Source organism: Lentzea sp. NPDC042327, assembly GCF_040647275.1.
In the GTDB taxonomy this organism is placed as follows: Bacteria; Actinomycetota; Actinomycetes; order Mycobacteriales; family Pseudonocardiaceae; genus Lentzea.
This window is the reverse complement of sequence record NZ_JBEZBX010000018.1, coordinates 54,801-76,682: the sequence shown is the minus strand read 5'-3', so window position 1 is coordinate 76,682 and position 21,882 is coordinate 54,801. Positions and strand designations below refer to the sequence as shown.

General features: G+C 71.3%; 23 protein-coding genes. 12 read left to right on the top strand and 11 right to left on the bottom strand.

Annotation, left to right across the window (positions count from 1 at the left end; genetic code table 11):
• Position 1 precedes the first annotated feature (1 nt).
• From AB0A63_RS34580 to AB0A63_RS34565, 4 genes are read right to left on the bottom strand one after another with little or no spacing between them, the layout of a single operon-like run.
• Positions 2-1,942 carry an Hsp70 family protein gene (locus AB0A63_RS34580; protein WP_360398784.1) on the bottom strand — a complete coding sequence of 647 codons (1,941 nt, stop codon included), beginning with the start codon at positions 1,940-1,942 and terminating at the stop codon, positions 2-4.
• A gap of 7 nt (positions 1,943-1,949) precedes the next feature.
• Positions 1,950-2,678, bottom strand: coding sequence for a nucleotide exchange factor GrpE (gene grpE / locus AB0A63_RS34575; RefSeq protein ID WP_360398781.1), 729 nt, complete (start codon positions 2,676-2,678; stop codon positions 1,950-1,952).
• Complete coding sequence (locus AB0A63_RS34570; RefSeq protein ID WP_360398778.1) at positions 2,678-3,127, bottom strand: DnaJ domain-containing protein; 450 nt, start codon at positions 3,125-3,127, stop codon at positions 2,678-2,680. Before AB0A63_RS34570 ends, grpE begins: the two co-directional genes overlap by 1 nt.
• Positions 3,124-5,661, bottom strand: a complete 2,538-nt coding sequence (locus AB0A63_RS34565) for a hypothetical protein (RefSeq protein WP_360398775.1) — start codon at positions 5,659-5,661, stop codon at positions 3,124-3,126. Before AB0A63_RS34565 ends, AB0A63_RS34570 begins: the two co-directional genes overlap by 4 nt.
• A 50-nt stretch (positions 5,662-5,711) precedes the next feature.
• Between AB0A63_RS34565 and AB0A63_RS34560 the strand changes: the two genes are divergently transcribed.
• Entirely contained in the window at positions 5,712-7,055 is a 1,344-nt protein-coding gene (locus AB0A63_RS34560; RefSeq protein WP_360398772.1) for an endoglycosylceramidase, read from the top strand.
• A 1-nt stretch (position 7,056) separates the two neighbouring features.
• Positions 7,057-7,935: an NAD-dependent protein deacetylase gene (locus tag AB0A63_RS34555; RefSeq protein WP_360398769.1), complete on the top strand. Its 879-nt coding sequence runs from the start codon at positions 7,057-7,059 to the stop codon at positions 7,933-7,935.
• Here AB0A63_RS34555 and AB0A63_RS34550 read toward each other — a convergent pair.
• Both AB0A63_RS34550 and AB0A63_RS34545 read right to left on the bottom strand, forming a co-directional pair.
• Positions 7,924-8,283, bottom strand: a complete 360-nt coding sequence (locus AB0A63_RS34550; protein ID WP_360398766.1) for an RNA-binding S4 domain-containing protein — start codon at positions 8,281-8,283, stop codon at positions 7,924-7,926. The genes AB0A63_RS34555 and AB0A63_RS34550 overlap by 12 nt on opposite strands.
• 66 nt (positions 8,284-8,349) lie before the next feature.
• The gene (locus AB0A63_RS34545) at positions 8,350-8,694 is read right to left on the bottom strand and encodes an STAS domain-containing protein (protein WP_360398763.1); all 345 of its coding nucleotides are present in this window, start codon (positions 8,692-8,694) and stop codon (positions 8,350-8,352) included.
• Positions 8,695-8,942: 248 nt separating this feature from the next.
• On the opposite strand from AB0A63_RS34545, the gene AB0A63_RS34540 reads away from it, so the two are divergent.
• The 3 genes from AB0A63_RS34540 (at position 8,943) to AB0A63_RS34530 (ending at position 11,823) form a co-directional block, all read left to right on the top strand.
• A complete protein-coding gene (locus tag AB0A63_RS34540) occupies positions 8,943-10,643 on the top strand; it encodes a heme peroxidase family protein (protein WP_360398760.1) in 1,701 nt (566 codons plus the stop codon).
• A 58-nt stretch (positions 10,644-10,701) separates the two neighbouring features.
• Positions 10,702-11,163, top strand: a complete 462-nt coding sequence (locus AB0A63_RS34535; protein WP_360398757.1) for a hypothetical protein — start codon at positions 10,702-10,704, stop codon at positions 11,161-11,163.
• 111 nt (positions 11,164-11,274) lie between these two features.
• Positions 11,275-11,823, top strand: coding sequence for a hypothetical protein (locus AB0A63_RS34530; protein ID WP_360398754.1), 549 nt, complete (start codon positions 11,275-11,277; stop codon positions 11,821-11,823).
• 8 nt (positions 11,824-11,831) lie between these two features.
• Here the strand turns inward: AB0A63_RS34530 and AB0A63_RS34525 are convergent, their stop codons facing one another.
• The 4 genes from AB0A63_RS34525 to AB0A63_RS34510 all read right to left on the bottom strand — a co-directional run bounded on the left by AB0A63_RS34525 (position 11,832) and on the right by AB0A63_RS34510 (position 13,476).
• Positions 11,832-12,422, bottom strand: coding sequence for a nitrile hydratase subunit alpha (locus AB0A63_RS34525; protein WP_360398751.1), 591 nt, complete (start codon positions 12,420-12,422; stop codon positions 11,832-11,834).
• Positions 12,415-12,699: an SH3-like domain-containing protein gene (locus AB0A63_RS34520; protein ID WP_360398748.1), complete on the bottom strand. Its 285-nt coding sequence runs from the start codon at positions 12,697-12,699 to the stop codon at positions 12,415-12,417. Before AB0A63_RS34520 ends, AB0A63_RS34525 begins: the two co-directional genes overlap by 8 nt.
• The gene (locus AB0A63_RS34515; RefSeq protein ID WP_360398745.1) at positions 12,692-12,943 is read right to left on the bottom strand and encodes a hypothetical protein; all 252 of its coding nucleotides are present in this window, start codon (positions 12,941-12,943) and stop codon (positions 12,692-12,694) included. Before AB0A63_RS34515 ends, AB0A63_RS34520 begins: the two co-directional genes overlap by 8 nt.
• A gap of 89 nt (positions 12,944-13,032) precedes the next feature.
• A complete protein-coding gene (locus tag AB0A63_RS34510; protein ID WP_360398742.1) occupies positions 13,033-13,476 on the bottom strand; it encodes a helix-turn-helix transcriptional regulator in 444 nt (147 codons plus the stop codon).
• Between the two features lie 48 nt (positions 13,477-13,524).
• Here AB0A63_RS34510 and AB0A63_RS34505 point away from each other — a divergent pair, with 48 nt between their 5' ends.
• The 7 genes from AB0A63_RS34505 to AB0A63_RS34475 are packed head-to-tail and all read left to right on the top strand — an operon-like array spanning position 13,525 to position 21,441.
• Positions 13,525-14,715, top strand: coding sequence for an MFS transporter (locus AB0A63_RS34505; protein ID WP_360398739.1), 1,191 nt, complete (start codon positions 13,525-13,527; stop codon positions 14,713-14,715).
• A 7-nt stretch (positions 14,716-14,722) separates the two neighbouring features.
• On the top strand, positions 14,723-15,754 hold the full coding sequence (locus tag AB0A63_RS34500; protein WP_360398736.1) for a substrate-binding domain-containing protein: 1,032 nt from the start codon (positions 14,723-14,725) through the stop codon (positions 15,752-15,754).
• Positions 15,755-15,787: 33 nt separating this feature from the next.
• Positions 15,788-17,086 carry an extracellular solute-binding protein gene (locus tag AB0A63_RS34495; protein ID WP_360398733.1) on the top strand — a complete coding sequence of 433 codons (1,299 nt, stop codon included), beginning with the start codon at positions 15,788-15,790 and terminating at the stop codon, positions 17,084-17,086.
• Entirely contained in the window at positions 17,083-17,961 is an 879-nt protein-coding gene (locus tag AB0A63_RS34490) for a sugar ABC transporter permease (RefSeq protein ID WP_360398730.1), read from the top strand. Before AB0A63_RS34495 ends, AB0A63_RS34490 begins: the two co-directional genes overlap by 4 nt.
• Positions 17,958-18,791 carry a carbohydrate ABC transporter permease gene (locus tag AB0A63_RS34485; protein WP_360398727.1) on the top strand — a complete coding sequence of 278 codons (834 nt, stop codon included), beginning with the start codon at positions 17,958-17,960 and terminating at the stop codon, positions 18,789-18,791. The genes AB0A63_RS34490 and AB0A63_RS34485 overlap by 4 nt, the downstream gene beginning before the upstream one ends.
• A complete protein-coding gene (locus AB0A63_RS34480) occupies positions 18,788-19,738 on the top strand; it encodes a hydroxyacid dehydrogenase (protein WP_360398724.1) in 951 nt (316 codons plus the stop codon). Before AB0A63_RS34485 ends, AB0A63_RS34480 begins: the two co-directional genes overlap by 4 nt.
• Positions 19,735-21,441, top strand: a complete 1,707-nt coding sequence (locus tag AB0A63_RS34475) for a DUF2264 domain-containing protein (protein WP_360398721.1) — start codon at positions 19,735-19,737, stop codon at positions 21,439-21,441. The genes AB0A63_RS34480 and AB0A63_RS34475 overlap by 4 nt, the downstream gene beginning before the upstream one ends.
• On the opposite strand, the gene AB0A63_RS34470 is transcribed toward AB0A63_RS34475, so the two are convergent.
• Positions 21,424-21,825: a class I SAM-dependent methyltransferase gene (locus AB0A63_RS34470; protein WP_360398718.1), complete on the bottom strand. Its 402-nt coding sequence runs from the start codon at positions 21,823-21,825 to the stop codon at positions 21,424-21,426. The genes AB0A63_RS34475 and AB0A63_RS34470 overlap by 18 nt on opposite strands.
• Positions 21,826-21,882: the final 57 nt, after the last annotated feature.

Genomic DNA, 21,882 nt, shown 5'->3' with positions numbered 1-21,882 from the left:
GTTACCTGTACCGGTAGAAGACGTCGCTGAGCTGGTCGCCGAGGTCCTCCAGCTCAGCGGAGCCGTTGCGCACGGCGATCACGAACGCCAGGTACGCCGACGTGAGCTCCGCCCGCCGCGCCTCCGGCAGCTGCGGGATCAGCTTGTACGACCGCCTCACCACGCTCTTGAACTCGGCCGGGGTGTCGTCCGGCGGCGGGGGCAGCGCCGCGGCGTCGCTCTGGTCCCCTGGTGCCCCAGGGGGTTTCGGCAGCCCGTCCGGCACGACCTCGGTGCCACCGGGCGGTTCCGGCAGCCCGGCGCCCTGATGACCGGCCATCGCTTCCTTCAGGTGCGCCGCGCTCTTCTCGATCTGCTCGCGGGTGGCCCGCACGTCGCACTGCAGCTTGGTTTCCCACAACCGGTTGTCGTTCAGGTTCCGCACGCCGACGGCCAGCAGCCCGCTCTCGTCGATCGAGAACGTCACGGCGAACCTGTAGTAGCCCTGTTCCCGCGACTCGGGCAGTTCGATGGGCAGCTTGCCGATCAGGTCGTTCTCGTAGGCGACCGGGTTCTCGCCCTGGAAGATGCGGACCATCAGCAGCTTGCCGGGACCGGAGTTGGTGAAGTGGTCCTTCGTCTCGCTGCCGGGAATCCGGCTGTCCTTGGGCAGGATCGGCACGAAGTCCGTCTTGTTCGCCAGGATGCCCAGGGTGTGGCTGGTGACGTCCTGCAGGACGATCATCCCGCCCTCCGGCGAGGCCCCGCCGATCACCAGGCCGTTCTCGTCCTCCACCGGGGCCATCTCGATGTCGGCGCCCTCGTAACCGTCGGCGGCGGGGTAGTCCCGCGCGACCATGCCCGCGCCGCGGGCGACCACCTCGTCAGGGCTGATGTCGGATCGGATGTCCTTGAGCTCCAGGCCCAGGTGCTCGGCGAGCATCCCGCGGATGCACGCGATCCTGGTGGACCCGCCGACCAGCAGCACCTGCTCGATCTCGTCGCGCTCGATGCCGTTGCTCTCCCGCGCCGACTCGATCGCCTCGTCGAGGCAGGTGAGCGAGCGGTCGAGCAGGTCCTTGATCAGCGACTCGAACACGGTCCTGGTCAGCGGCACGTTCACCGACAGGTCCTTGGTGAGGAACGGCAGGTTGAGCGTCGCGGCGTTGGCGACCGACAGCTCGCGCTTGCGCATCTCCGCCTCCCGCTTCACCCGCTGCCAGATCGCGCGGTCGCCGGAGAGGTCGGTGCCGTGCTTCTCCTTGATGTGGTTGAGCACGTAGCCGGTGATGAGGTCGTCGAAGTCGCCGCCGCCCAGCCGGGGGTCGCCGCCGGTGCCGACGACGCTGATGTTGCCGGGGCTGACCTGGATGATCGACACGTCGAACGTGCCGCCGCCGAGGTCGTACACCGCGTAGGTGTGGGTCTGGTCGTCCTCGATCTTGTCCGCGCCGAAGCACACCGCGGCGGAGGTCGGCTCGTTCACCAGCCGGCGCACGTTCAGCCTGGCCATCCTGGCCGCGTCCTCGGTCGCGCCGCGCTGGGGTTCGCGGAAGTACGCGGGCACCGTGATCACGGCGTCGTGGATCGGCTCGCCGACGAACTCCTCGGCCTGCCGCTTGAGCTCCATCAGGATGAACGCGGAGATCTCCTGCGGCAGGTAGTCCCTGCCGCGGAACCGGACCCGCTTGGGCTCGCCGGAGTCCTCCGGCCCGGTCGGCTCCCTGAGGTACGCGCCCATGTCGCGCTTGACCTCGATGACGGTGTTCTCCGGGTCGCTGGCCAGGTTGTTCTGCGCGGGCGCCCCGACGATCACCTGACCCTCCGGGTCGAGCCCCACGACGCTCGGCACCGTCTTCGTGCCGAGCGCGCTCTCGATGACGACGGTGTCCTTGCCGTCGTAGATGGACACCGCGGAGTAGGTGGTGCCCAGGTCGATCCCGATGACCTTGTGGAATGGCATGACTCTCCTATGCCTCTGCGGTGTCGGTGTCGGTGTCCGTGGTCGTGCCGGTTTCCGGCTCGGTACCGGCGGCGGGACGGTCGGCCTGCACCTCCACCGCGACGGGCGTGAGCAGGCGTTGATCGAGCAGGTAGCCGTCTTCGAGCACGCGCACGACGGTGCGGGGCGGGGCGTCCGGGAACGGCGACTCGTCCGGCGCCACCAGGCTGACGCAGCGGTGCCGGTTGGGGTTGAACGCCTCCTCGCCGAGCGAGACGGCGATGCGCTCCGCACCCATCCGGCTCAGCACCCCGTGCAACGTGATCACGAGACTGCGCACGTGCCCGGACACGGCCTCGGTGTCGGTGAAGTCGGCCTTGTCCAGCATCGCCTCCATCGCGCCCAGCGGGCCGATCAGCTCGACGCACAGGTCCTTGAGGGTGCGGTAGGCGAGGCCGGCCGCGAGGTCCCGGCGCAGCTCGCCGAGCTCCCGCCGCACGTCGGCGCCCAGCGCGCGCTGGGCCTGGCCGAGCTGGTTCATCGACGTCGTGACGGCGGTGTTGTCGTCGACGACCTCCTCCAGCAACGCCCCGATCCGGTCCAGCCGCTCGACAGCGGGGTCGGTGCCGGCCGGCGGGTCAGCGGTGTGGTCCGTCGTGTGCTCCGGGGCCGTCGTGAGCTCTGGGGCCGTCGTGGGTTCCGGGTCGGTCTTGAGCTCCGGTTCGGTCGTGCGGTCGGTGTCCGGCGCCGTGTCCATCAGCACTGTCCGATCAGGTCGTCGAGGAGGGTGTTCGGGGTCACGTCGGCCGCGAAGTCGCTGCGGTCCACATCGGACAGCGGACGGAGCTCGACTCCGGCCGCTCGCAGATGAGCGCTGATCACCCGGTGCAGCACGTCGATCCGGTCCGCCTGGCTGGTGAACACCGGCGCGGCCGCGGAGCGGATCGTGAAGAACCGCAGGTGCTCGTGCCCCCTGTCGTACTGCTGCCGCTTCGCCGGACGGACCAGCACGTCCGCGACACCGTTGATCTGCTGTTGCCGTTCGGTGAGCTCGTCCTTGCGCCCCGGTTCGCGGCGCACCCGTTCCCGCAGCTCGCGGATCAACCGGTCCCTGGCCTGCCGGATCTCTTCTGCGGAGGCGTCCGGTGACACCCCCAGCCGCGAGTAGTGGGAGTCACCCCCGAGGTCGATCATGAACATCGTCATCTCCCAGCGTCTTCCGGCTCGCCTGCCAGCCGGGCCGCCATCTCCCGCAGCCTGGCGAGGGCCTTGTCCAGTGACGCGCGTTCCGCGTCGAGCCCCGCCTGCTCCGCGATCCGCAGCCCTTCGGTCACCTTGTCGACGGCCACGCGCACGGCCGTCAGCGCCGACTTCCTCGTCTCGTCGCCGGTGTCGCGCACGTACTCGGCGATCGCGGCACTGGCCGCCTCCTGGGCGGGCTCCACCAGCTGCCGGAGCGACGCGCGGACCGGCGCGGCCGCCGCCACCGGCTCCAGCGCCACGAGCCGCTCGGTGAAGTCGGCCCGTTGCCCCGCGCTCAGCGCCAGCTCGATGCCCTCGCTCAGCAGGGCGATCGCCTCGTTCGTCTCCGCCACGCGGCCCGTCGCCGACAGCTGCTTCACCAGCTCCCGCCGCAGCTGCCCGCAGCGCGGGAACCGTTCCAGCTCCCGCCGGGCCGCCGCGATCGCCGCCTCCCGGCTCGGCAGGCTCCGCGGGATGCCCTCCATGCCGATGAGGTCGACCAGGGCGACCAGCTCGTCGACCGTCGCCTGCCGGTTGTCGTCCTCGTCCTGCGGTGGCGGGAGCTCCAGTGCTGCCACCGCGGCCGCGTACGCGTCGTCATGCCGGTTCACGGCGCGCAGCGCCAGGCACCGCATCAACCGCAGCGTCAGGTCGTGCGGCACCACCTCGACGCAACCGTCCAAGAGGGACAACCGATCGGCCGACTCCTCGTCGGTGCGCGGCTTCGGGGTGTCCCAGTAGGTCGCCAGCGCGACGAGGTCCTGTTCGAACATCCGGACGAGGTCGAAGTCGTCGGCGATCGCACCGATCGCGACGCAGATCGGCCGCAGCGCCCGCCAGGGCAGCACCAGCTGCCGGCGTGCCAGCTCGTAGCCCATCCGGAGCTGCGCACCGGACGGTCTCCTGTGCAGCTCCTTCATCATCTCCCGCAGGATCAGCCCGCGGCGCAACGCCAGCTCGGCCAGCGACCGTGCCTCCTGGCGCTCCGGCTCGTAGTAGGCGTCTCTGGTCTCGCCGATCGACAGGCGGGCGCGCCGGGCCTGCCCGGCGGCCAGGGTCGCGAAAACGCCGACACCGGCCCAGTCCCGCCCGCTCAAGGCCAGCCGCAGGTGCTTGACGAACGCCTCCTCGGCCGCCACGTGGTCCTCCTGGCCGGCGTCGGCGGGAACCCCGAGCAGGTGGGCCGGTGACCGGAAACCGAGGCGTGCGTTGACGTAGTGGAGGTCCCACTGGTGCAGCCATTCGGTCAGCGCGTCCGGATCGGCCATCCACGCCGTGATCTCCTCGGCACTCGGTGTGTCCCTGAGTCCGGTGCGCTCGCAGTGCCGCTGGTGGGCCTGCTGGGTCAGGGCGGAGTGCAACGACCGGCGCTCCTCCAGCAGCAGCTGGACGTCGCCGGCGCCGGCCGCGTGCAGGTAGAGCAGCTCGCTCGCCCGGTCCCAGGCCGGGCCGTAGTCCTGTTCCGACTTCGTCTTGGCGGCCAGCAACGCGAGGTTGAGCGCCACCGGGACGCGGAACCTGTCGATCGAGCCTGCCTCCTGCCACAGCAACCTGGCCTCGTCGAACCGTTCGGCCGCCCACGCCTTGCGCGCGTGCCCGTCCAGCACGGCCAGCCTCAGCTCGTCGAAGCCGTCGGAGTCCCGAAGCGCCCGCGGGTAGGTGTCCAGCAGTGCGAGCGCCTCGACGGCAGAGCTGTGGTGGTCCGGTCCGTACCGGTCCAGATGCAGGCAGCACACCAGTTCCAGTGGCAGCGTGCCGTTCTCGACGTGCTCGGCCGCCGTCGTGACGAACGCCGCCGGACCGCCCGCCTCGGCGAGGTCCAGTGCCGCGGCGAGCATCCTGACCGCCGGGTGGTCCGAGTGCCCGGCCATGACGGGCTTGGCGAACTCCCGGACCGAACGCGGTTTCTGGCCGTTCGCCAGCAGCAACGCGCACGCGGTGGCGTACTCGCCGACCTCACCGGCTTCGCCCACGCGCAGCAGTCCCGCCTGCAGGAGGGCGGAAAGCTGGCTCGCCTGCGTCTTGCCACGGGTGATCTGCTCGTGCAGCGCGACCCGCCAGGCGGCCGGCGCGCCCTGCACGCCGCGGTTGGGGGCGGGACGGCGGGACTTCCGGTCACCGCCGGGGGTGCCCTGGTCCTCCAGCCACGAGTCCACCTCGGCGACGGCGGCCTTCAGGTCCTGCGGGCTGCCGCTGTTCAGGCCCGCGAGCACCCGGTCGCCGAGCTCACGGGTGTGCTTCCCGATGTCCAGCAGTGCCAGCGCGAGCAGCAGGTGCGCCCGGCGGCTGTTCGGTGCCAGGCGGATGGCGTGGCGGTACTCGGGCACTGCGGCCACCGCGCCGCCGGACCTGTGCAACAACCGACCGAGGTGCAGGAACAGCTTGGGGCAGAACGGGTCCTGCTCGATGGCGGCGCGCAGCCGGTCGATCGCCTCCGCCGGTTCGGTGTCCTCCGCGACGGCCAGCCGGAACTCGGCCTCTGCCAGCGCGATCCGCACGGCCGGTGTGGCGTCGCGGGCGCGCAGCGCCTCGATCGCCGCCAGCAGCGATGTCCTCGTGTTACCGCCGGGTCTACCTCGACTTCCACCAGGACCTGTACTCGCGGTACCTGTTCAACCCCGGCAGCTGGTACACCGGCGACGGCGCACCGGCGTGGGCCGCGAGCGGGTACCCGCAGGAGTCGTGCGGCCTCTGCTTCCACTGGGGGCAGAACATGAAGAACAACACCGCGGTCACCGCCGCCATCCACGACTTCTGGCACAACCGCAACGGCGTGCAGGACTCGTTCATCGCGGCCGCTGGCGAGGCGCTGCGACACGTGCGGGAAGCGTTGCCCGCCGCCGAGTTCAAGCTCGTCGCCGGCGTCGACCCGCTCAACGAGCCGTACGCGGGCCGGTACGACCAGGGCCAGACCTCGCAGACGTGGGAGCGCGACCTCCTGATGCCGTTCTACCGCCGGTTCCGCGCGGAGATGGACGCCGAGGGCTGGGCGCACAAGGCGGCGTTCGTCGAACCGCTCGTGTTCTGGAACCAGAACGTCGACTTCTTCGCCGAACCCGGCGGTCTCACGCTCGTGCCCGCCCTCGGTGAGCGGTTCGTGTTCAACTCGCACTTCTACGACGGCAAAGCGCAGTCCGGCGTCCTCATGCCCGGCAAGGCGTCGGACGGTCAGTACGTTTCGGCGTTCAACACCATCCGCTCCCGCGCGCAGGCGCTCGGCACCACGGCCATCGTGTCGGAGTTCGGGCACCCGGTCGCCGGCTTCACCTCCGACAAGAACGCCTCGGTGCTCAAGGCGATGTACCAGGCCCTCGACTCGACCGCGGCGGGCGCGCAGTGGTGGTCGGCGCCGCGCGGCACCGTGGTCTCGGGCAGCCAGTGGCACTGGGACACCGGCTACGACCGCCACCACGAGCTGATGAACGACAACCCGGACAAGGTCAAGACCGAGGGCGACGCCATGAACGACGAGCACTTCTCGGCGATCAGGCTCGACGCGGCCGGCACCCCGGTGTTCACCGTCGACCGCGCGGTCGTGGACCGCGTCTACCCGCAGGCCGTCGCGGGCACCACGCTCGCGTTCACCTACGAGGACCGCGTGCACCAGACCTGGCAGCAGATCCCGTTGCCCGCCGTGCGCGCGCTGGTCGGCTCGGCGCCGTTCGCGGTCCTGGTCTGGGACTCGACCGGCGGCCCCGCACCGACGGAGGTGCACCTGCCGGAGTCGCTGCGCTCGCCGCTCGTGGTCAGCTCCGCGAACGCCGCGGTGAACGGGGACAAGCTGCTCCTCACCGGCGGCCCCGGACGGCAGTTCGCGCTGGTCACGGCCCCGTCGGCGGGCAACACGGCCGCAGCGGAGGCCGAGCTCCGCCAGTGGCACGTAAGCTGGTGACGTGCGGACACGGCCCACGCTGACCTGGTCGCCTTCGGGCCCTCCGTTGCCGCGCACCTCCGACCTCACCGAGGTCGTGGGTCTCGTCGAACGCGGCGGGGTCCTGGTGCTCAGCGGCGCGGGCCTGTCGACCGAGTCCGGCATCCCCGACTACCGCGGCGAGGGCGGCTCCCTGCGCCGGCACACCCCGATGACCTACGAGGAGTTCACCACCAGCGCCGCGGGCCGGCAGCGCTACTGGGCGCGCAGCCACGTCGGCTGGCGCACCATCGCCCGCGCCCACCCCAACGCGGGCCACCGCGCCGTGACCCGGCTGGGCGAGCGGCTGTCCGGTGTGATCACCCAGAACGTCGACGGCCTGCACCAGGCGGCGGGCACCCGCGACGTCGTCGAGCTGCACGGCGGCCTGGACCGGGTGGTCTGCCTGGGCTGCGGCCTGCTGTCGCCGCGCGCCGAGCTCGACCGGCGGCTGCGCGAGGCGAACCCGGACTTCGCCGCCACCACGACCGAGATCAACCCCGACGGCGACGTGTTCCTGCCCGAGGAGCAGGTGCGCGGCTTCGCGGTCGTCGACTGCTCAGCGTGCGGCGGTGTGCTCAAGCCGGACGTCGTGTTCTTCGGCGAGAACGTCCCGCGCCCGCGCGTCGAGCAGTGCTACGACCTCGTCGCCGTCGCGAAGTCGCTGCTGGTGCTGGGTTCCTCGCTGACCGTGATGTCGGGCCTGCGGTTCGTCCGCCGCGCAGCCGAAACCGGGCTGCCGGTCGCGATCATCAACCGCGGCGAGACCCGCGGCGACCGGTACGCCACCGTGCGGGTAGACCTGCCGCTGGGCGCAGCGCTCACCGAGCTCGCCGACGCGGTGGAGCGCCTAGCCCTGTGACCGGAAGCGGTCGAGCACCCGGCGTTCACGCTTCGTCGGCCGCCCGGCACCGCGTTCGCGCTGCGCCACCACCGGCACGTCCTTCGGCGGAGGCGGCGTGCGGTCGATGAAGCACGTCGAGGCATCCGCGGCACCGACCCGTTTCTGGATCACCCGCACGACCTCGACGATCTTCGTCCGGTCGCCCACGCGGGCCCGCACCTCGTCACCGGGCACGACGACCGTGGAGGGCTTGGCCGACTTGTCGTTGATGCGCACGTGCCCGCCACGGCACGCGGCGGCGGCGTCGGGACGGGTCTTCGTCAGCCGGACCGCCCACAGCCAGCGGTCGATGCGCGTGGACTCCACCCCGCCATCATGGCATCCCGGCCGATCCGATGTGCGCGGTCCGCTCCCGGCCCGCCAGCCGGGCGGTCAGGACCGGACGGCCGCCGCCTGTTCGTCCACAGTGGACTGAAGTCCGAACATCCGCGCCAGACCGGAGATCTCCAGCACCTTCAGCACCTGCGGCGAGGCCTCCGAGATCCGCAGCCCGCCCGCCGCCGAGGACGCCCGCGCGTGCCCGCGGACGAGCGCGCTCACGCCGCTGGAGTCGCAGAACTCGACGCCGCCGAGGTCCAGCACCAGCCGCCGGTGCCCCTGGTCGAGGAGCCGGTCGAGCCGGGACAGCAGGCGTTCCGCGCCGTTCTTGTCGAGCACCCCGGCCACCGTGAGCAGCGTGGAGACACCGGACGACGCCGTGGTCGTGACAGAGAGCATTCTGGTGGGTACCCCGTGCCGCGGGCTCCCAATCCCCATTCACTGAAAAGATTCCAGGTCGCCCGGCGCGGCCGTCGGAAGATCTTTTCGAAAAAAGTCATTCCGACCGCCTCGTATCCGCTGCGTGACGACGTTTTGGTTTTCCTCGAAAGCTTCGACGGTGTTTTCCACCGTCTGGAGACTGGCGTTGGGGCAGGTGCTTGTTGGGGAGAACAGGTCGCCTGGATCAGGGGAACACAGGGGGAGACATGAAAAGGCATTCGCGCGACAGTTTCTTCGTCGTGGGCGAAGGTGTGCTGGAATTCGGCGAGAACGGCGAGGCCACCACCCGCCGGCCCTCCACGACGGAGGAGCTGCGGCGGTTCCGGTTCTCGCGCCTGGGGCCCAAGGGCACCGGGACGAGCGAGGAGCTGCGGGTGGCGCTCGCGACCGCGATGGCGCCCGGCCCGGCCGTGGCGCAGCCCGACTCGGAGGACCCGGCCGTGCCGGCGGGGTTCACCTACCTCGGGCAGTTCGTGGACCACGACCTCACGATGGACCGCACCGAGGCGCAGCTGGGCAGCGAGGTCAACCTGGACGAGCTGTTGCAGGGCCGCTCGCCGGCGCTCGACCTCGACTCGGTCTACGGGCGGGGGCCGCGTGACCGCGACGACCGGGTGTTCTACGCCGAGGACGGGGTGAAGCTCAAGGTCGGCACCACGACGCCGGTGCCGTTCCCGGACGAGGGCACCAACGTGCCGTTCGAGGGCTTCGACCTGCCGCGCCGCGGCGGGGACGCGGGCACGGCGGCGGACCGGCGGCTGCCGCTGATCCCGGACGCGCGCAACGACGAGAACCTGGTGGTGGCGCAGACGCACCTGGCGTTCATCCGCTTCCACAACCGGGTGGTCGACGAGCTCGCGCTCACCGGCCTGACCGGGGAGCGGTTGTTCCGCGCGGCCAAGGAGCTGGTGGTGCGGCACTACCAGTACATGCTGAAGACGGACTTCCTGCCGCGCATCGTCGACCCGGCGATCGTGGACGACGTCTTCACCAACGGTCGCCGGTTCTTCGAGGTGCCCGGCCGCTGCCACGGCCGCGACAACACGCCGACGATGCCGATCGAGTTCTCGGTCGCGTCGTACCGGCTGGGGCACAGCATGATCCGCGGCGCCTACCAGTGGAACCGGGTGTTCAACTCGACCGGTCCCGGCGGGATCGCGACGCTGTTCGCGCTGTTCACGTTCACCGGCGTGGCGGGCAACTTCGACCCGAGCTCGCAGACGCCCGCCGACCTCGACGACGTCAACCGGGGCCCGATCTTCACGTTGCCCAGCAACTGGATCGCGGACTTCCGGCGGCTCTACGACTTCGCCGAGGCGGGGCGCGACGACCTGGTGCCGCCCGCGGAGATCGGTGGCGGCAACGTCGCGAAGGAGATCGACACGCTGCTGGTCAACCCGCTCACCGCACTGCCGGCGGGCACGTTCGGCGGCCGCGGCACGCAGTTCCGGGACGTCGAGCGCAACCTCGCGTTCCGGAACCTGACCCGCGCCGGCATGATGGACCTCGCGAGCGGCCAGCAGATGGCCGGGCTCATGGGCGTCGAACCGCTCACCGCCGAGCAGCTCCTGACCGGCGGACCGGGAGGCGTGTCGCTCGACGCGCTGACCGACGAGCAGAAGGCGGAGCTCGTCGAGGCGACGCCGCTGTGGTTCTACGTGCTGCGCGAGGCGGAGCTGAACAGCGGGCGGCTGGGACCCGTCGGAGGCCGCATCACCGCCGAGGTGTTCCACCGGGCCATCGAGGGCAGCCGGATCTCGATCGTGCGCTCGCCGTACTGGCGGCCCACGCTCGGACCGGACAGCTCGACGTTCCGGATGGTCGACCTGCTGCTGTTCGCGTTCGAGGGCAAGGCGGACCTGCTGAACCCGCTGGGCGACCCGGTCGCCGGGCCGGCCGGCGCCTGATCCCCCTCGTTCCTCCTGTCTGGCCGGGTGGTGGCAGCCAGACAGGAGAGGGAGATCGATGTTGCGTCCAGGAATGACCCGCCGGCACAGCGCGGAGGAAAGGCTCACCCGGTTCGCGGGTGAGGCCGGCACACCGCTGCTGCGCATCGGACTGGGGATCGTGTACCTCTGGTTCGGCGTGCTGAAGCTCTTCCCCGGTGGCAGTCCCGCACAGGACCTCGTTGAACGCACGGTGTCCGCACTGACGTTCGGGATCGTCCACGGGGACCTCGCGAGGGTGACGGCCGCCCTCACGGAGATCGCGATCGCGCTGGTGCTGCTGAGCTTCCGCGTTCCCCTCGTGAGCGCGGCACTGCTCGTCGGTCACGTCGTCGTGGTGTCGACACCGCTGGTGCTCTTCCCCGCGGAGATGTGGGCGGGACCGGTGCAGCCGACGTTCGAGGCCCAGTACGTCCTCAAGAACCTGGTGACCGTCGCCGCCGCGGTGGTCATCGCCTCATCGCACTCGCGGGTGCGGTGACGCGGAGCCGCTCGGCCGCAGGGGCCGGGCGGCTCCTCGCGTTGCGGGCCGGGGGACTGCTTTGCGGCGATCGGACGCGCGCGCCGGCGTTTTGTGCAAGAGTCTGCGGTCATGGGCAAAGTGCTGGGGGCACTGGTCGGACTGCTGTGCTGCGCCGCGTGCGCGCCGACGGTGGAGGTCGTGCCGACACCACCGCCGGACCCGCCCGGCCTGACCGTGGCGGTGACCGGGCCGTGCAAGGTCGAGGAGCAGATCCCGGAACCGGTCGTCGAGCAGCCGCCCGCCGCGCCCCTCGACGGGCCGACCGCGGGTGTCGGCCCCGACGTCGCACCGCACAACGCGGAGAACAACAGGTGGAAGCAGCGCAAGTCGCTGCCCGCCGACGGGGTGCAGGCCGGCCGCGACCTGATCAAACGGGTCCTCCCGGCACTCGAACCGATCTGCGCAGCCGGAGACCTGTCCGCCGCTCCCGTCCGCAAGGCGCTCGCCGAGCACCGGCCCCACGTCGAACAGCGGCCGACGCTGGTGTTCTTCTCGATGGAGACCAGGGCGGGACAACGGGTCACGTGCCTGAACGGCGACCTGTCGGCGGGCGTGATCCGGTTGTTCGTGCAGGGCACCACCGGTGAGGGCAGCTGCGTCGAGCCCGTGTCGCACTAGAGCGGACTTCAGACGGCTGCGGTGCCGATCAGGCCGTTGCGCGTGACCAGCGCCCGCAGCTCGTCCTCGCCGAGGTGCTCGGTACCCGCAGGGCGCCGCGGCAGCACGAGGTACCGCGTCTCGGCGGTCGCGTCCCACACCCGGATCTCGACGTCGTCGGGCGGGACGAACCCGAACTGCGCGAGCACCTCACGCGGGTGCGTGACGACTCGCGAGCGGTAGGCCGGGCTCTTGTACCAGGTGGGCGACGGCCCGAGCAGCGCGATCGGGTAGCACGAGCACAGCGTGCAGACGACCACGTTGTGCACGTCCGGCGTGTTCTCGACGACCTTGAGCGCCTGCACCTGAAGACCACTGCTCATGGACAGGCCGATCGCCGGCAGGGCGGCGTTGGCGTCGTCGAGCAGCCTCGCCTTGAAGTCCTCGTCGACCCACGCCCTGGCGACCACCCGGAACCCGTTGGCCGGCGAGGCGTTCGCCGTGAACGCCTCCAACGCGCGGTCGAGCTCCCGCGCGTCCAGCAACCCCTTCTCCTCCAGCAGCGCTTCGAGCTCGCGCACCTGCGCCGCGATCGGGGCGTCGTCGTGATGGTCAGTCATCGCTGAGGTAGTCCTCCCACAAGGACAGCGTCACCGTGTGATCGCCGTGCCCGAACAACTCCCGCGCCGTGAACCGCACCGCGTACACCGGCTGCGGCGGCACGTCCAACCCCCGCGCCCGGTCATCGGCCAACGGGTGCGCACCCTCACTGCCGACCACCGTCCCCCGCTTGCCGCGCGCGTAGTGCGGCAGCCGCGTGTGGTGGTCCGGGTCCACTGTGGACGTGCGGACGCGCGCGCCCATCCCGTACCGCTCAGACCTGTGCCGCTCAGACATGGCCCTTCTCCCGCAGCAACGTCCCGATCGCCCGGAACCAGTTCTCGTAGTAGGACGACTCGTGCGACATCGTCCGCTCGACCGCGTCCCGGAACTCGTCGAGGTTGTAGATGCCGCGCCCGATCAGCGACCGGTTCATGGCGAGCACGTGGGCCTCCCAGTCGTGGTGGAACGGCGGTTCGTCCAGTTCCTCCTCGACGGGGCCGAACGTGGTCTGGCCGCCGACGTCGTTGAGCCTCGGCATCTGTGCTCCCTCCTGGGCTTGGGGGCGATTCTGCGCTGTTGGAGTCGTGTTGGGGAAGTGGGAGCTGTGTCGAGCGAGGTGACACCCGCTCACGCCGGATGGCGCGCAATCAGCACCAGCGCATCCAGCACCCGCCACCAGTCCTGCTCACCGCCGTCCACCACCCGCGCAAGCCCCGCCAACGCCGTGATCACGTCACCCGGATCGGCGTCGAGCTCGGCCACCGCCCGCCGGAACCGCTCGGTGCGCCGCAACCGGACCAGTGACGCTGGCAGGGCGGCCGGCCCCGGAGCTGCCGGGGCCGGGGCGCCGAACTCGATCCGCAGCGTGGTGCCCAGCGCCGTGGCCAGCCGGGTCAGCGCGCCGGCTGTGGGGTTGCCGCGGTCGTTCTCCAGGTTCGCGATGTAGGGCACCGAGAGGCCGGCGTCGGCGGCCACCGACGCGACCGTGCGGCCGGTGGCCTGGCGAAGGGCGCGCAGGGTTGAGCCCAGAGAGCCCGGAGAGTCCGACGAGTCCGCGGAAGAAGCGTTCACACTGCCTATCTTGACAGAACACTCCAGGGCTGTCTCTATCTTGTGAGTATGAGCGCCTGGGGGCTTCGGGATTTCCGGCTGTTGTGGGGTGGGCGTGCGGTGAGCCTGCTCGGGTCGTGGCTGTTGGTGGTGGCGGTGCCGGCGCACGTGTACGCGGTGACCGGGTCGGTGGTCGCGACCGGGCTGGCGTTGGCGGCGGAGCACCTGCCGGCGTTGCTGCTCGGCGTGTGGGCCGGGATGGTGGTCGACCGGTGGGATCGGCGGCGGGTCATGGTCGTGGCCGATCTTGTGCGGGCCGGTGCGGTTGCGGGGATGGTGGTGGGCACGCCGGCCGCGATCTACGCGGCGGTGGTCGTGGAAAGTGCCGGGGCGGTGGCCTTTCGGCCTGCGGCGCAGGCCTTCGTGCCGGCGGTGGTCGGGGTGGGGGAGCGGCTGACGAGTGCCAACTCGTGGAACGCCGCCACCGACGGCGTCGTGCGGTTGGTGGGGCCGCCGCTGGGTGGAGTGTTGTTGTTGTGGGCCGGGTTCGAGGCGTTGGTGGTCGTTGACGTCGCCAGTTACCTGGTGTCGGCGGGTGCGATCGCGTTGACGAGGGCGCGGTCGGTGGCGGAGGCGGCGAAGCCTGGGCTGCGGGAGGGGATCAGGGTGCTTGCCGGGGTGCCGGTGGCGCGGGTGCTGTTGCCGTTGAGCGGGGTGTTCCTCGCGGCCAACGCGTCGTTGTCGGCCGTGCTGGTGCCGTTCGGGGTGCGGGAGCTGGGAGGTGCGGCGCAGGTCGGGGTGGTGTTGTCGGCGCTGGGGATCGGGTTCCTCGCCGGAGCGGTGGTCAACCGGTGGGTGGGCCGGGTGCAGCCGCGGACGGTGCTGGCGGTGGCGCAGCTCGGGGTTGCGGCGGGGTTCGTCGGGTTGTTCACGGCGGGCGGGACGGTGGGCGCGGCCGGGGCGGCGGTGGTGGTCGGGGTGTGCGGGTCGGTGGCGCTGGTCGTGCCGCAGACAGTGCTGCAACGAGTCGTGCCCAACGGGTTCCTCGGGCGGATCGGCGCCGTTTTCCTGGTGGTGGAAGCGTTTGCGACGGTCGTGGGTGCGGTCGCGGGGCCGTTGATCGCCGAGGGCACGTCCGTGCGGACGGCGGCGTTCGTGGCGGCCGGGGTCACGGCGGCCGGCGCGGTTGCCGGTGCGGTCGCGACACCGCGGGTTATGCTCCCGGCAAACGGTCAAACGATCAGGAAAGTGGCGCGGTAGGAGGCCCATGCGCGAGGTCGGCGAAGTGCGCAGGCAGCGAATCCTGGCCGTGGTCGCCTCACGCGGTGCGGTGCGGGTGAGCGACCTCGCGACCGAGCTGGACGTCTCGGTCGTCACCGTGCGGCGCGACGTCGAGGAGCTCGCGCAGAGCGGGCGGCTGCGGCGCGGGCACGGCGTGGTGCGGTCACTGGTGCCGGTCGCGCAACCGGTGGTGCACCAGCAGGTCAACGGCGCGGTCGCGCTGGTCGTCCCGGAACGGCACACCTACCTGTACGAGACGATGAACGGTGCCCGCAAAGCCCTCGAAGAGGCCGGCCTGCGGGTGGTGCTGCACATCGCGCCGCAGGTCAGGGGCGCGGAGCGGCCGATCGTCGAACGGGCGCTGCAGGAACCCGTGCAGGGCCTGCTGATCGCGCCGCGGTGGCGGACGCACGAGGAGGAGCTCGCTGACTCGTGGCTGGCCGGGACCGGCGTGCCGACCGTCCTCATGGAACGGCGGCCGGGCGGGGCGCTGCGGGCCATGAGCTCGGTGTGCTCGGACCACTGGTACGGCATGCAGCTCGCCGTCGAGCACCTCAGGGCGCTCGGGCACCGGCGGGTCGTCTTGGCGGCGCGGGACGACAGCCCGACGGCGCGGGCGTTGCGGAAAGCGTTTGCCGAGATCACCCGCGAGGGGCTCGACCTGGCGGTCGCGATGGGCAGCGACCCCGGGCTCGGCCTGGTGGAGGTCGTGAAGGCCCGCAAGGCGACCGCGATGATCCTGCACGGTGACGTGGACGCGCTGATCCTGGTTCAACAGCTGGTCGACGCCGGTGTGAGCGTGCCGGGCGGGGTCTCCGTCGTCGCCTACGACGACGTGGTCGCGGCGCTCGGCAGCATCCCGCTCACCGCCGTCGCGCCACCGAAGACCGAGGTCGGGCGGGTGGCCGCTGAGTTGCTGCTGAGGAAGCTGCGCGGGGAGAGCACGACCGGCGAACGGATCGAGCTGCTGCCCGAGTTGAAGGTCCGGTCATCGACTGAGCGTTTGACCGTTTCTTGACGCAAAAGCGATCAGGCGATCAGGATGCGTCGTATGCGCCTGAGTCGTCGCACGCTCCTCGCGGCGGGTCTCGCGGCACCACTGGCGGCCTGCTCCACTCCGCAACGCCGCGGTGCCGGAGGTCCGGTAGAGATCACTTTCTGGTCGGCACTGCGCGGTAGTCAGCAGGTCGTCGACGCGTTCAACTCCTCGCAGAACCGCATCAGGGTGGTCTTCCAGCAGATCCCCTCCGGCGGTCAGGGCGGCTACGCGAAGCTCAGCAACGCCGCCCGCGCGGGCAACGCACCGGACGTCGCGACCATCGAGTACCCGCAGGTCCCCGGCTACGCCATCGACGGCGTGGCCCGCGACATCACCGACCTCGTCACCGACCGCGTCAAGCGGAAGCTGCTGCCCCAGGCCCTCAAGCTCACCACGTTCGACGACCGCGTGTTCAGCGTTCCCCTCGACGTCGAGCCGATGGTCCTGCACTACCGCGCCGACCTGTTCGCGGAAAGCGGTTACCAGCCGCCGCGGGACTGGGACGAGTTCACCGCACTGGCGCGGAAGGTCAGGGCCGGCCACCCGAACCGACGGCTGGCGCTCTTCCCCACCGACGGCGCGACGCAGTTCGCCTGCTTCGCCTGGCAGGCCGGTGCGAAGTGGTTCGACACCAGCGCGGGCAGGTGGCAGGTCAGCCTCGCCGACGGCCCCACCCGCAAGGTCGCCGGCTACTGGCAGGGCCTCATCGACGAGGACCTCGTCTTCCGCAACGCCGCCGACAGCAAGCAGCACGACGCCCAGCTCGGCCAGGACCTCGTGCTGACGCGGCTCAGCGGCGCCTGGGACGCCGGCGCCCAGATGCGCGCCCGCCCCGGGCAGAAGGGCAAGTGGCGCATCGCCCCCATGCCGGTCTGGGACCGGCCGCACGTCGGCACCCACGGCGGCTCCACGTTCGCGGTCACCAGGGACTGCCGGGAACCCGAGGCCGCCATGGAGTTCATCGAGTGGCAGACCACCCACCCCGACGCGCTCACCGCCCGCCTCAAGAGCGGCACCAGCAGCCAGTACCCGGTGGCACCCGGCCTGGTCGAGGCGGGCGCCAAGGCGTTCCCGAGCGACTACTACGGTGGCCAGGACGTCTACCGGCTCTTCAAGCAGGAAGCCGACAAGATCCTCGACGGCTGGGTGTGGGGCCCGCGGATGACCGCCACCCAGAAGGTCATGCAGGACGGCTTCGCCAGGGCCGGCGCCGGCGAGGGCACCCTGCTCGACGCCGTCAGGGAAGCGCAGAGCGGCACCATGCCCGACCTCAAGGCGCTCGGACTGTCCACAGAGGAGGTCGACCGGTGAGGAGCAAGCTCGCCTGCGCCGTCCTGATGGCGCCGTTCTTCCTGCTGCTGACCACCGTCTTCCTCATCCCCACCGGCACCGCGGTCTGGCTGAGCTTCTTCGCCCAGGACCAGCCCGGCCTCGGCTTCGGCCCCGAGAGCACCGTGTTCGTCGGCCTGCGCAGCTACGCCGCCGTGCTCAGCGACCCCACCTTCCGCTCCGGTCTGCTCACCGTCGTCCTCTACTGCCTGATCTACCTCCCGGTCATGGTCGTCGGCGCGCTCACCCTCGCGCTCCTGCTCGACTCCGGCGTCGCGAAGCTGCGCGGCTGGGCCCAGATGGGCCTCTACCTGCCGCACGCGGTGCCCGGCATCATCGCCGCGCTGATCTGGCTCTACCTCTACACCCCCGGCCTCAGCCCCATCATCGACCTGTTCGCCCACGCCGACGTCCGGATCAACTTCCTCGGCATCCACACCGTCCTGCCGTCCATCGTGAACATCGCCCTGTGGTCGAACCTCGGCTACAACATGGTGATCTTCTACGCCGCGCTCCAGGCCGTGCCGCGCGAGGTGCTCGAAGCCTCCGTCGTGGACGGCGCCGGACCGGTCAAGCAGGCCATCCGGATCAAGACACCGCTGGTCAAGGCCGCGATCGTGACCGTCTCGATGTTCACGCTCATCTGGGCGTTGCAGCTGTTCACCGAACCGGTGCTGCTCAGCCAGTCCACCCCGGTGATCAGCGCCCGCTTCTCGCCCAGCATGTACATCTACGACGCCGCCTTCACCCGCAACAACTACGGCCTCGCCGCCGCCGCGTCCGTGGTGCTGCTGGCGTTCACGGTCGCGCTGTCCTACGCCATCACCCGCTGGACCAACAGGAAGGCGGCCCGATGACCCTCCTCGGCCGCACCGCGGTCAACGCGGTCGTCGGCATCTCGGTCCTCTACACCCTGCTGCCGGTGCTGTGGCTCGTCCTCGCCGCCACGAAGAACGTCGACGCGCTGTTCCAGAGCGACCTGCTCTCGCTCAGCGACTTCTCCTTCGCTGACAACGTGAAGGAGCTCTTCGCGATGGACAAGGGCCTCTACAGCCGCTGGTACCTGAACAGCGTCCTGTACGCGGTCGTCGGTGCCGCCGTCAGCGCGTTCGTCTCCATCGCCGCCGGCTACGCGTTCGACAAGTACGCGTTCCGGCACAAGGAGAAGCTGTTCGCCCTCGTCCTCGCCGCCGTCATGGTGCCGCAGACCGTGCTCGCGCTGCCGCTCTACCTGATGGCGTCCGAGGCCGGGCTGGTCAACACGTTCTGGGCGGTGTTCATCCCGGTGCTGTTCAACCCCTTCGGCGTCTACCTCGGCCGCATCTTCAGCCAGGGCTACGTTCCCGACGAGGTCTTGGAGGCCGCCCGCATCGACGGCGCCGGCGACCTCGGCACCTACTTCAAGGTCGCGCTGCGCATGCTCGGCCCCGGCGCGGTCACGATCTTCCTGTTCCAGCTCACCGCGATCTGGAACAACTTCTTCCTCCCCATGGTCATGCTGTCCGACCAGAAGCTCTACCCGGTCAGCCTCGGCCTCTACCAGTGGAACAGCTCCGCCACCGTCAGCCCCGAGTACTTCCCGGTGGTGATCATGGGATCGCTGCTCGCCGTCCTGCCGCTGATCGTCGCCTTCCTGCTGCTGCAACGGTTCTGGCGGGCCGGCCTGACCGCGGGAGCCGTCAAGTGAGGGCCGCGGCCGCGATGTCGGCGCAGGCGCAGGCCGCCGTCCTCGCGCCCGTGCTCGACCGGCTCCGGCAGCTCTGCGACTTCGGGCCGGTCACCGGGGACCTCGACGAGCTGCCCGACGTCGACCTGCTCGTCACCGGCTGGGGCTGCCCGCCGATCACCGAACAGGTGCTGCGCCGGTTGCCGAGCCTGAAGGCGATCGTGCACACCGCCGGGTCCGTCAAGGGCTTCGTCACCGACGCCTGCTGGGACCGCGGCATCGCCGTGTCCAGCGCCGCGCCCGCCAACGCCGTGCCGGTCGCCGAGTACGCGCTCGCCATGATCCTGCTGAGCGGCAAACGCGTGCTCGAACGCGCCCGCGACTACCGCGAGACCGGGCAGATGGGGCTCTACGACGTCCCGGGCACCGTCGGCAACTTCCGCACCACCGTCGGCGTCCTGTCCGCGTCGCTGGTCGGCAGGCGGGTGGTCGAACTGCTGCGGCCGCACGACTTCCACGTCCTGGTGCACGACCCGTTCGTGTCCTGCGTGGACGGTGCCGAGTCCGTGTCGCTCACGGACCTGTTCCGCCGCAGCGACGTCGTCACCGTGCACACCCCGCTGCTGCACGAGACCAGGGGACTGGTGAGCCGCGAGCTGCTCGGCCTCCTGCGCGACGACGCCGTGCTCATCAACACCGCCCGCGGCGCCGTCGTCGACCAGGACGCGCTCGCCGACGAGGCCGGCCGCATCCGGGCCGTGCTCGACGTGACCGACCCCGAGGTCCTGCCGCCGGAGCACCCGCTGTGGCACAACGAGAACGTGCTGATCACCCCGCACCTCGCCGGGTCGCAGGGCAACGAGTGGGGCCGCCTCGCCGAGCACGCCGTCGCCGAGGTCCGCAGGTGGGCGGGCGGCGAACCCTTCGCCACACCGGTACCGGCCGAACGACGGGAGCACATCGCGTGAGCCTCAGCCGCGAGCACTGGGTCCGCACCGCTGACGACCTGCTGGCCGCCGCCTGGCGGCACGCCTCACCCGACAACGCCTTCCTCGACCTGCCCGGACGGCCCTCGCGCAGCGGTGTCCGCTCCGACGGCCTGGAGGGCTACGCGCGGACGTTCCTCGCCGCCGCCTTCCGCACCGCCCACGGCGAGGACCCGGACAACCTGCTGGAGCGCTACGCGGCCGGCCTCACCGCGGGAACGGCGGGGGAGTGGCCCGCGATCACCGACGTCGGTCAGCCGATGGTCGAGTCGGCGTCGGTCGCACTCGGCCTGCGCCTCACCAAGCCGTGGCTGTGGGACGGGCTGAGCGAAGCCCAGCAGGACCGCGCCGAGGCGTGGCTGCGGGAAGCGCTCCGGCACGTGCCCGCCGCCAACAACTGGTACTTCTTCCCGTACACCGTCGCGTCGTTCCTCGACGCCGTGGGCAGGGGAGACGCCGAGACCCGCCAGGCGCGGCACCGCGCGATGGAGCTGCTCGAAGGCTGGTACGTCGGCGACGGCTGGTACTCCGACGGCGACGGCCGCGCGTTCGACCACTACAACGGCTGGGCGCTGCACCTCTACCCGGCGCTGGACGCGCACCTCGGCGGCACACCGGTCACCACCCACCTCGGGGAGCACCTGGAGAGCTTCGCCCTGCTGTTCGGCGCGGACGGCGCCCCTGTCTACTTCGGACGGTCGCTCACCTACCGCTTCGCCGCCTCGGCCGCGATCGCCCTCGGCGCGGTCACCGGCGAGACGCCGCTGAGCCCAGGCCGGTCCCGCGACCTGATCGGCCGGAACCTCCGCTACTTCCTCGACCGCGGCGCCCTCACCGACGGCCTGCTCAGCCTCGGCTGGCACGGCCCGCACGAGGCGTCGCTGCAGCCCTACTCCGGTCCCGCCTCCCCGTACTGGGCCAGCAAGGCGTTCGTCTGCCTGCTCGCCGGACCGGACCACCCGCTGTGGACCGCACCGGAGGAGCAGGCCGACGAGGAGGACCGCGTGCTCGCACTCCCGGGACCGGGGCTGCTCGTCCAGCGGCACAACGGCATCACCCGGCTGCACAACCACGGCAGCGACCACGTCCGCCCGTTCGAGGGCGAGCACGCGACCGACGACGACCCGCTCTACGGCCGCTTCGCCTACTCGACCGCCACGGGCCCGACCGCGCGGCACAACACCGCCGACAACCACCTCTGCCTCACGGTCAACGGCGACCGCAGCGTCCGCCGCCGCATCCAGCCGCTCGGCGCGCGGGACAACTGGGCCGCCTCCGCGCACCGCCCGGTGTTCGACGCGCACCAGCCGATGGTGCCCGGCCTGCGGGTCGAGAGCGTCACCGCCGTGTGGGACGACCAGGAGCTGCGCATCCACCGGGTGGTCGGCGCCCCGCCCGGCACCCGCGCCGAGCTCACCGGCTGGGCCACCGACCTGCCGTCCGCGCTCGTCCCGGTCGCCGGCTGGACCGGCACCGCACGGCACAAAGCACCGCAGGGCACCGCGTTCACCGCCGCCCCGGTGGTCCCGGCGCTGACCGCGGACGTCCAGGGCACCGTCACGCTGGTGGCCGTCGCCGTGCTCAACGGCGTGGTCGACGAGACCGCCGACTGGCGGGCCAGGGCCGAGGAGGTCCTGCGGCAGAGCCTCGACGCGCCGCGCGGCCCGTCAGGGGAGCCGCGCTGAGGCGACACCGGGCTCGTCGAAGAACGACAGCACGCGCGCGTCCGGTGCCAGCCAGGGCCGCACCAGCTCGTGCGCACGGCCGGGGTCGCGGTGGAACAACCCGACCCTGACCGCGAAGACCAGGTCGAACCGGCGGTCGCCGAGGTCCGCGTCCTCCAGCGAGGCGATCAGGAACTCGGCCCTGCCGGACGCGACGTGCGCCGCGTTGCGCCGGGTCGCGGCCTCCACCATCTTCACCGACCGGTCGATCGCCGTGAGCGTCCCGGTGGACAGCAGCTCGCACACCAGCCCGGCGGCCACGCCCTGGCCGCAGCCGATCTCCAGCACCCGGTCGCGGGGCCGGACGCCGAGCCGGCCGACCACCCGGCGCAGACGCTCGCTCATGGTCCACATGATGCGGCAGTGCGGCGGGCGGGGCCACCGCCGCGACCCGGTGGGAGG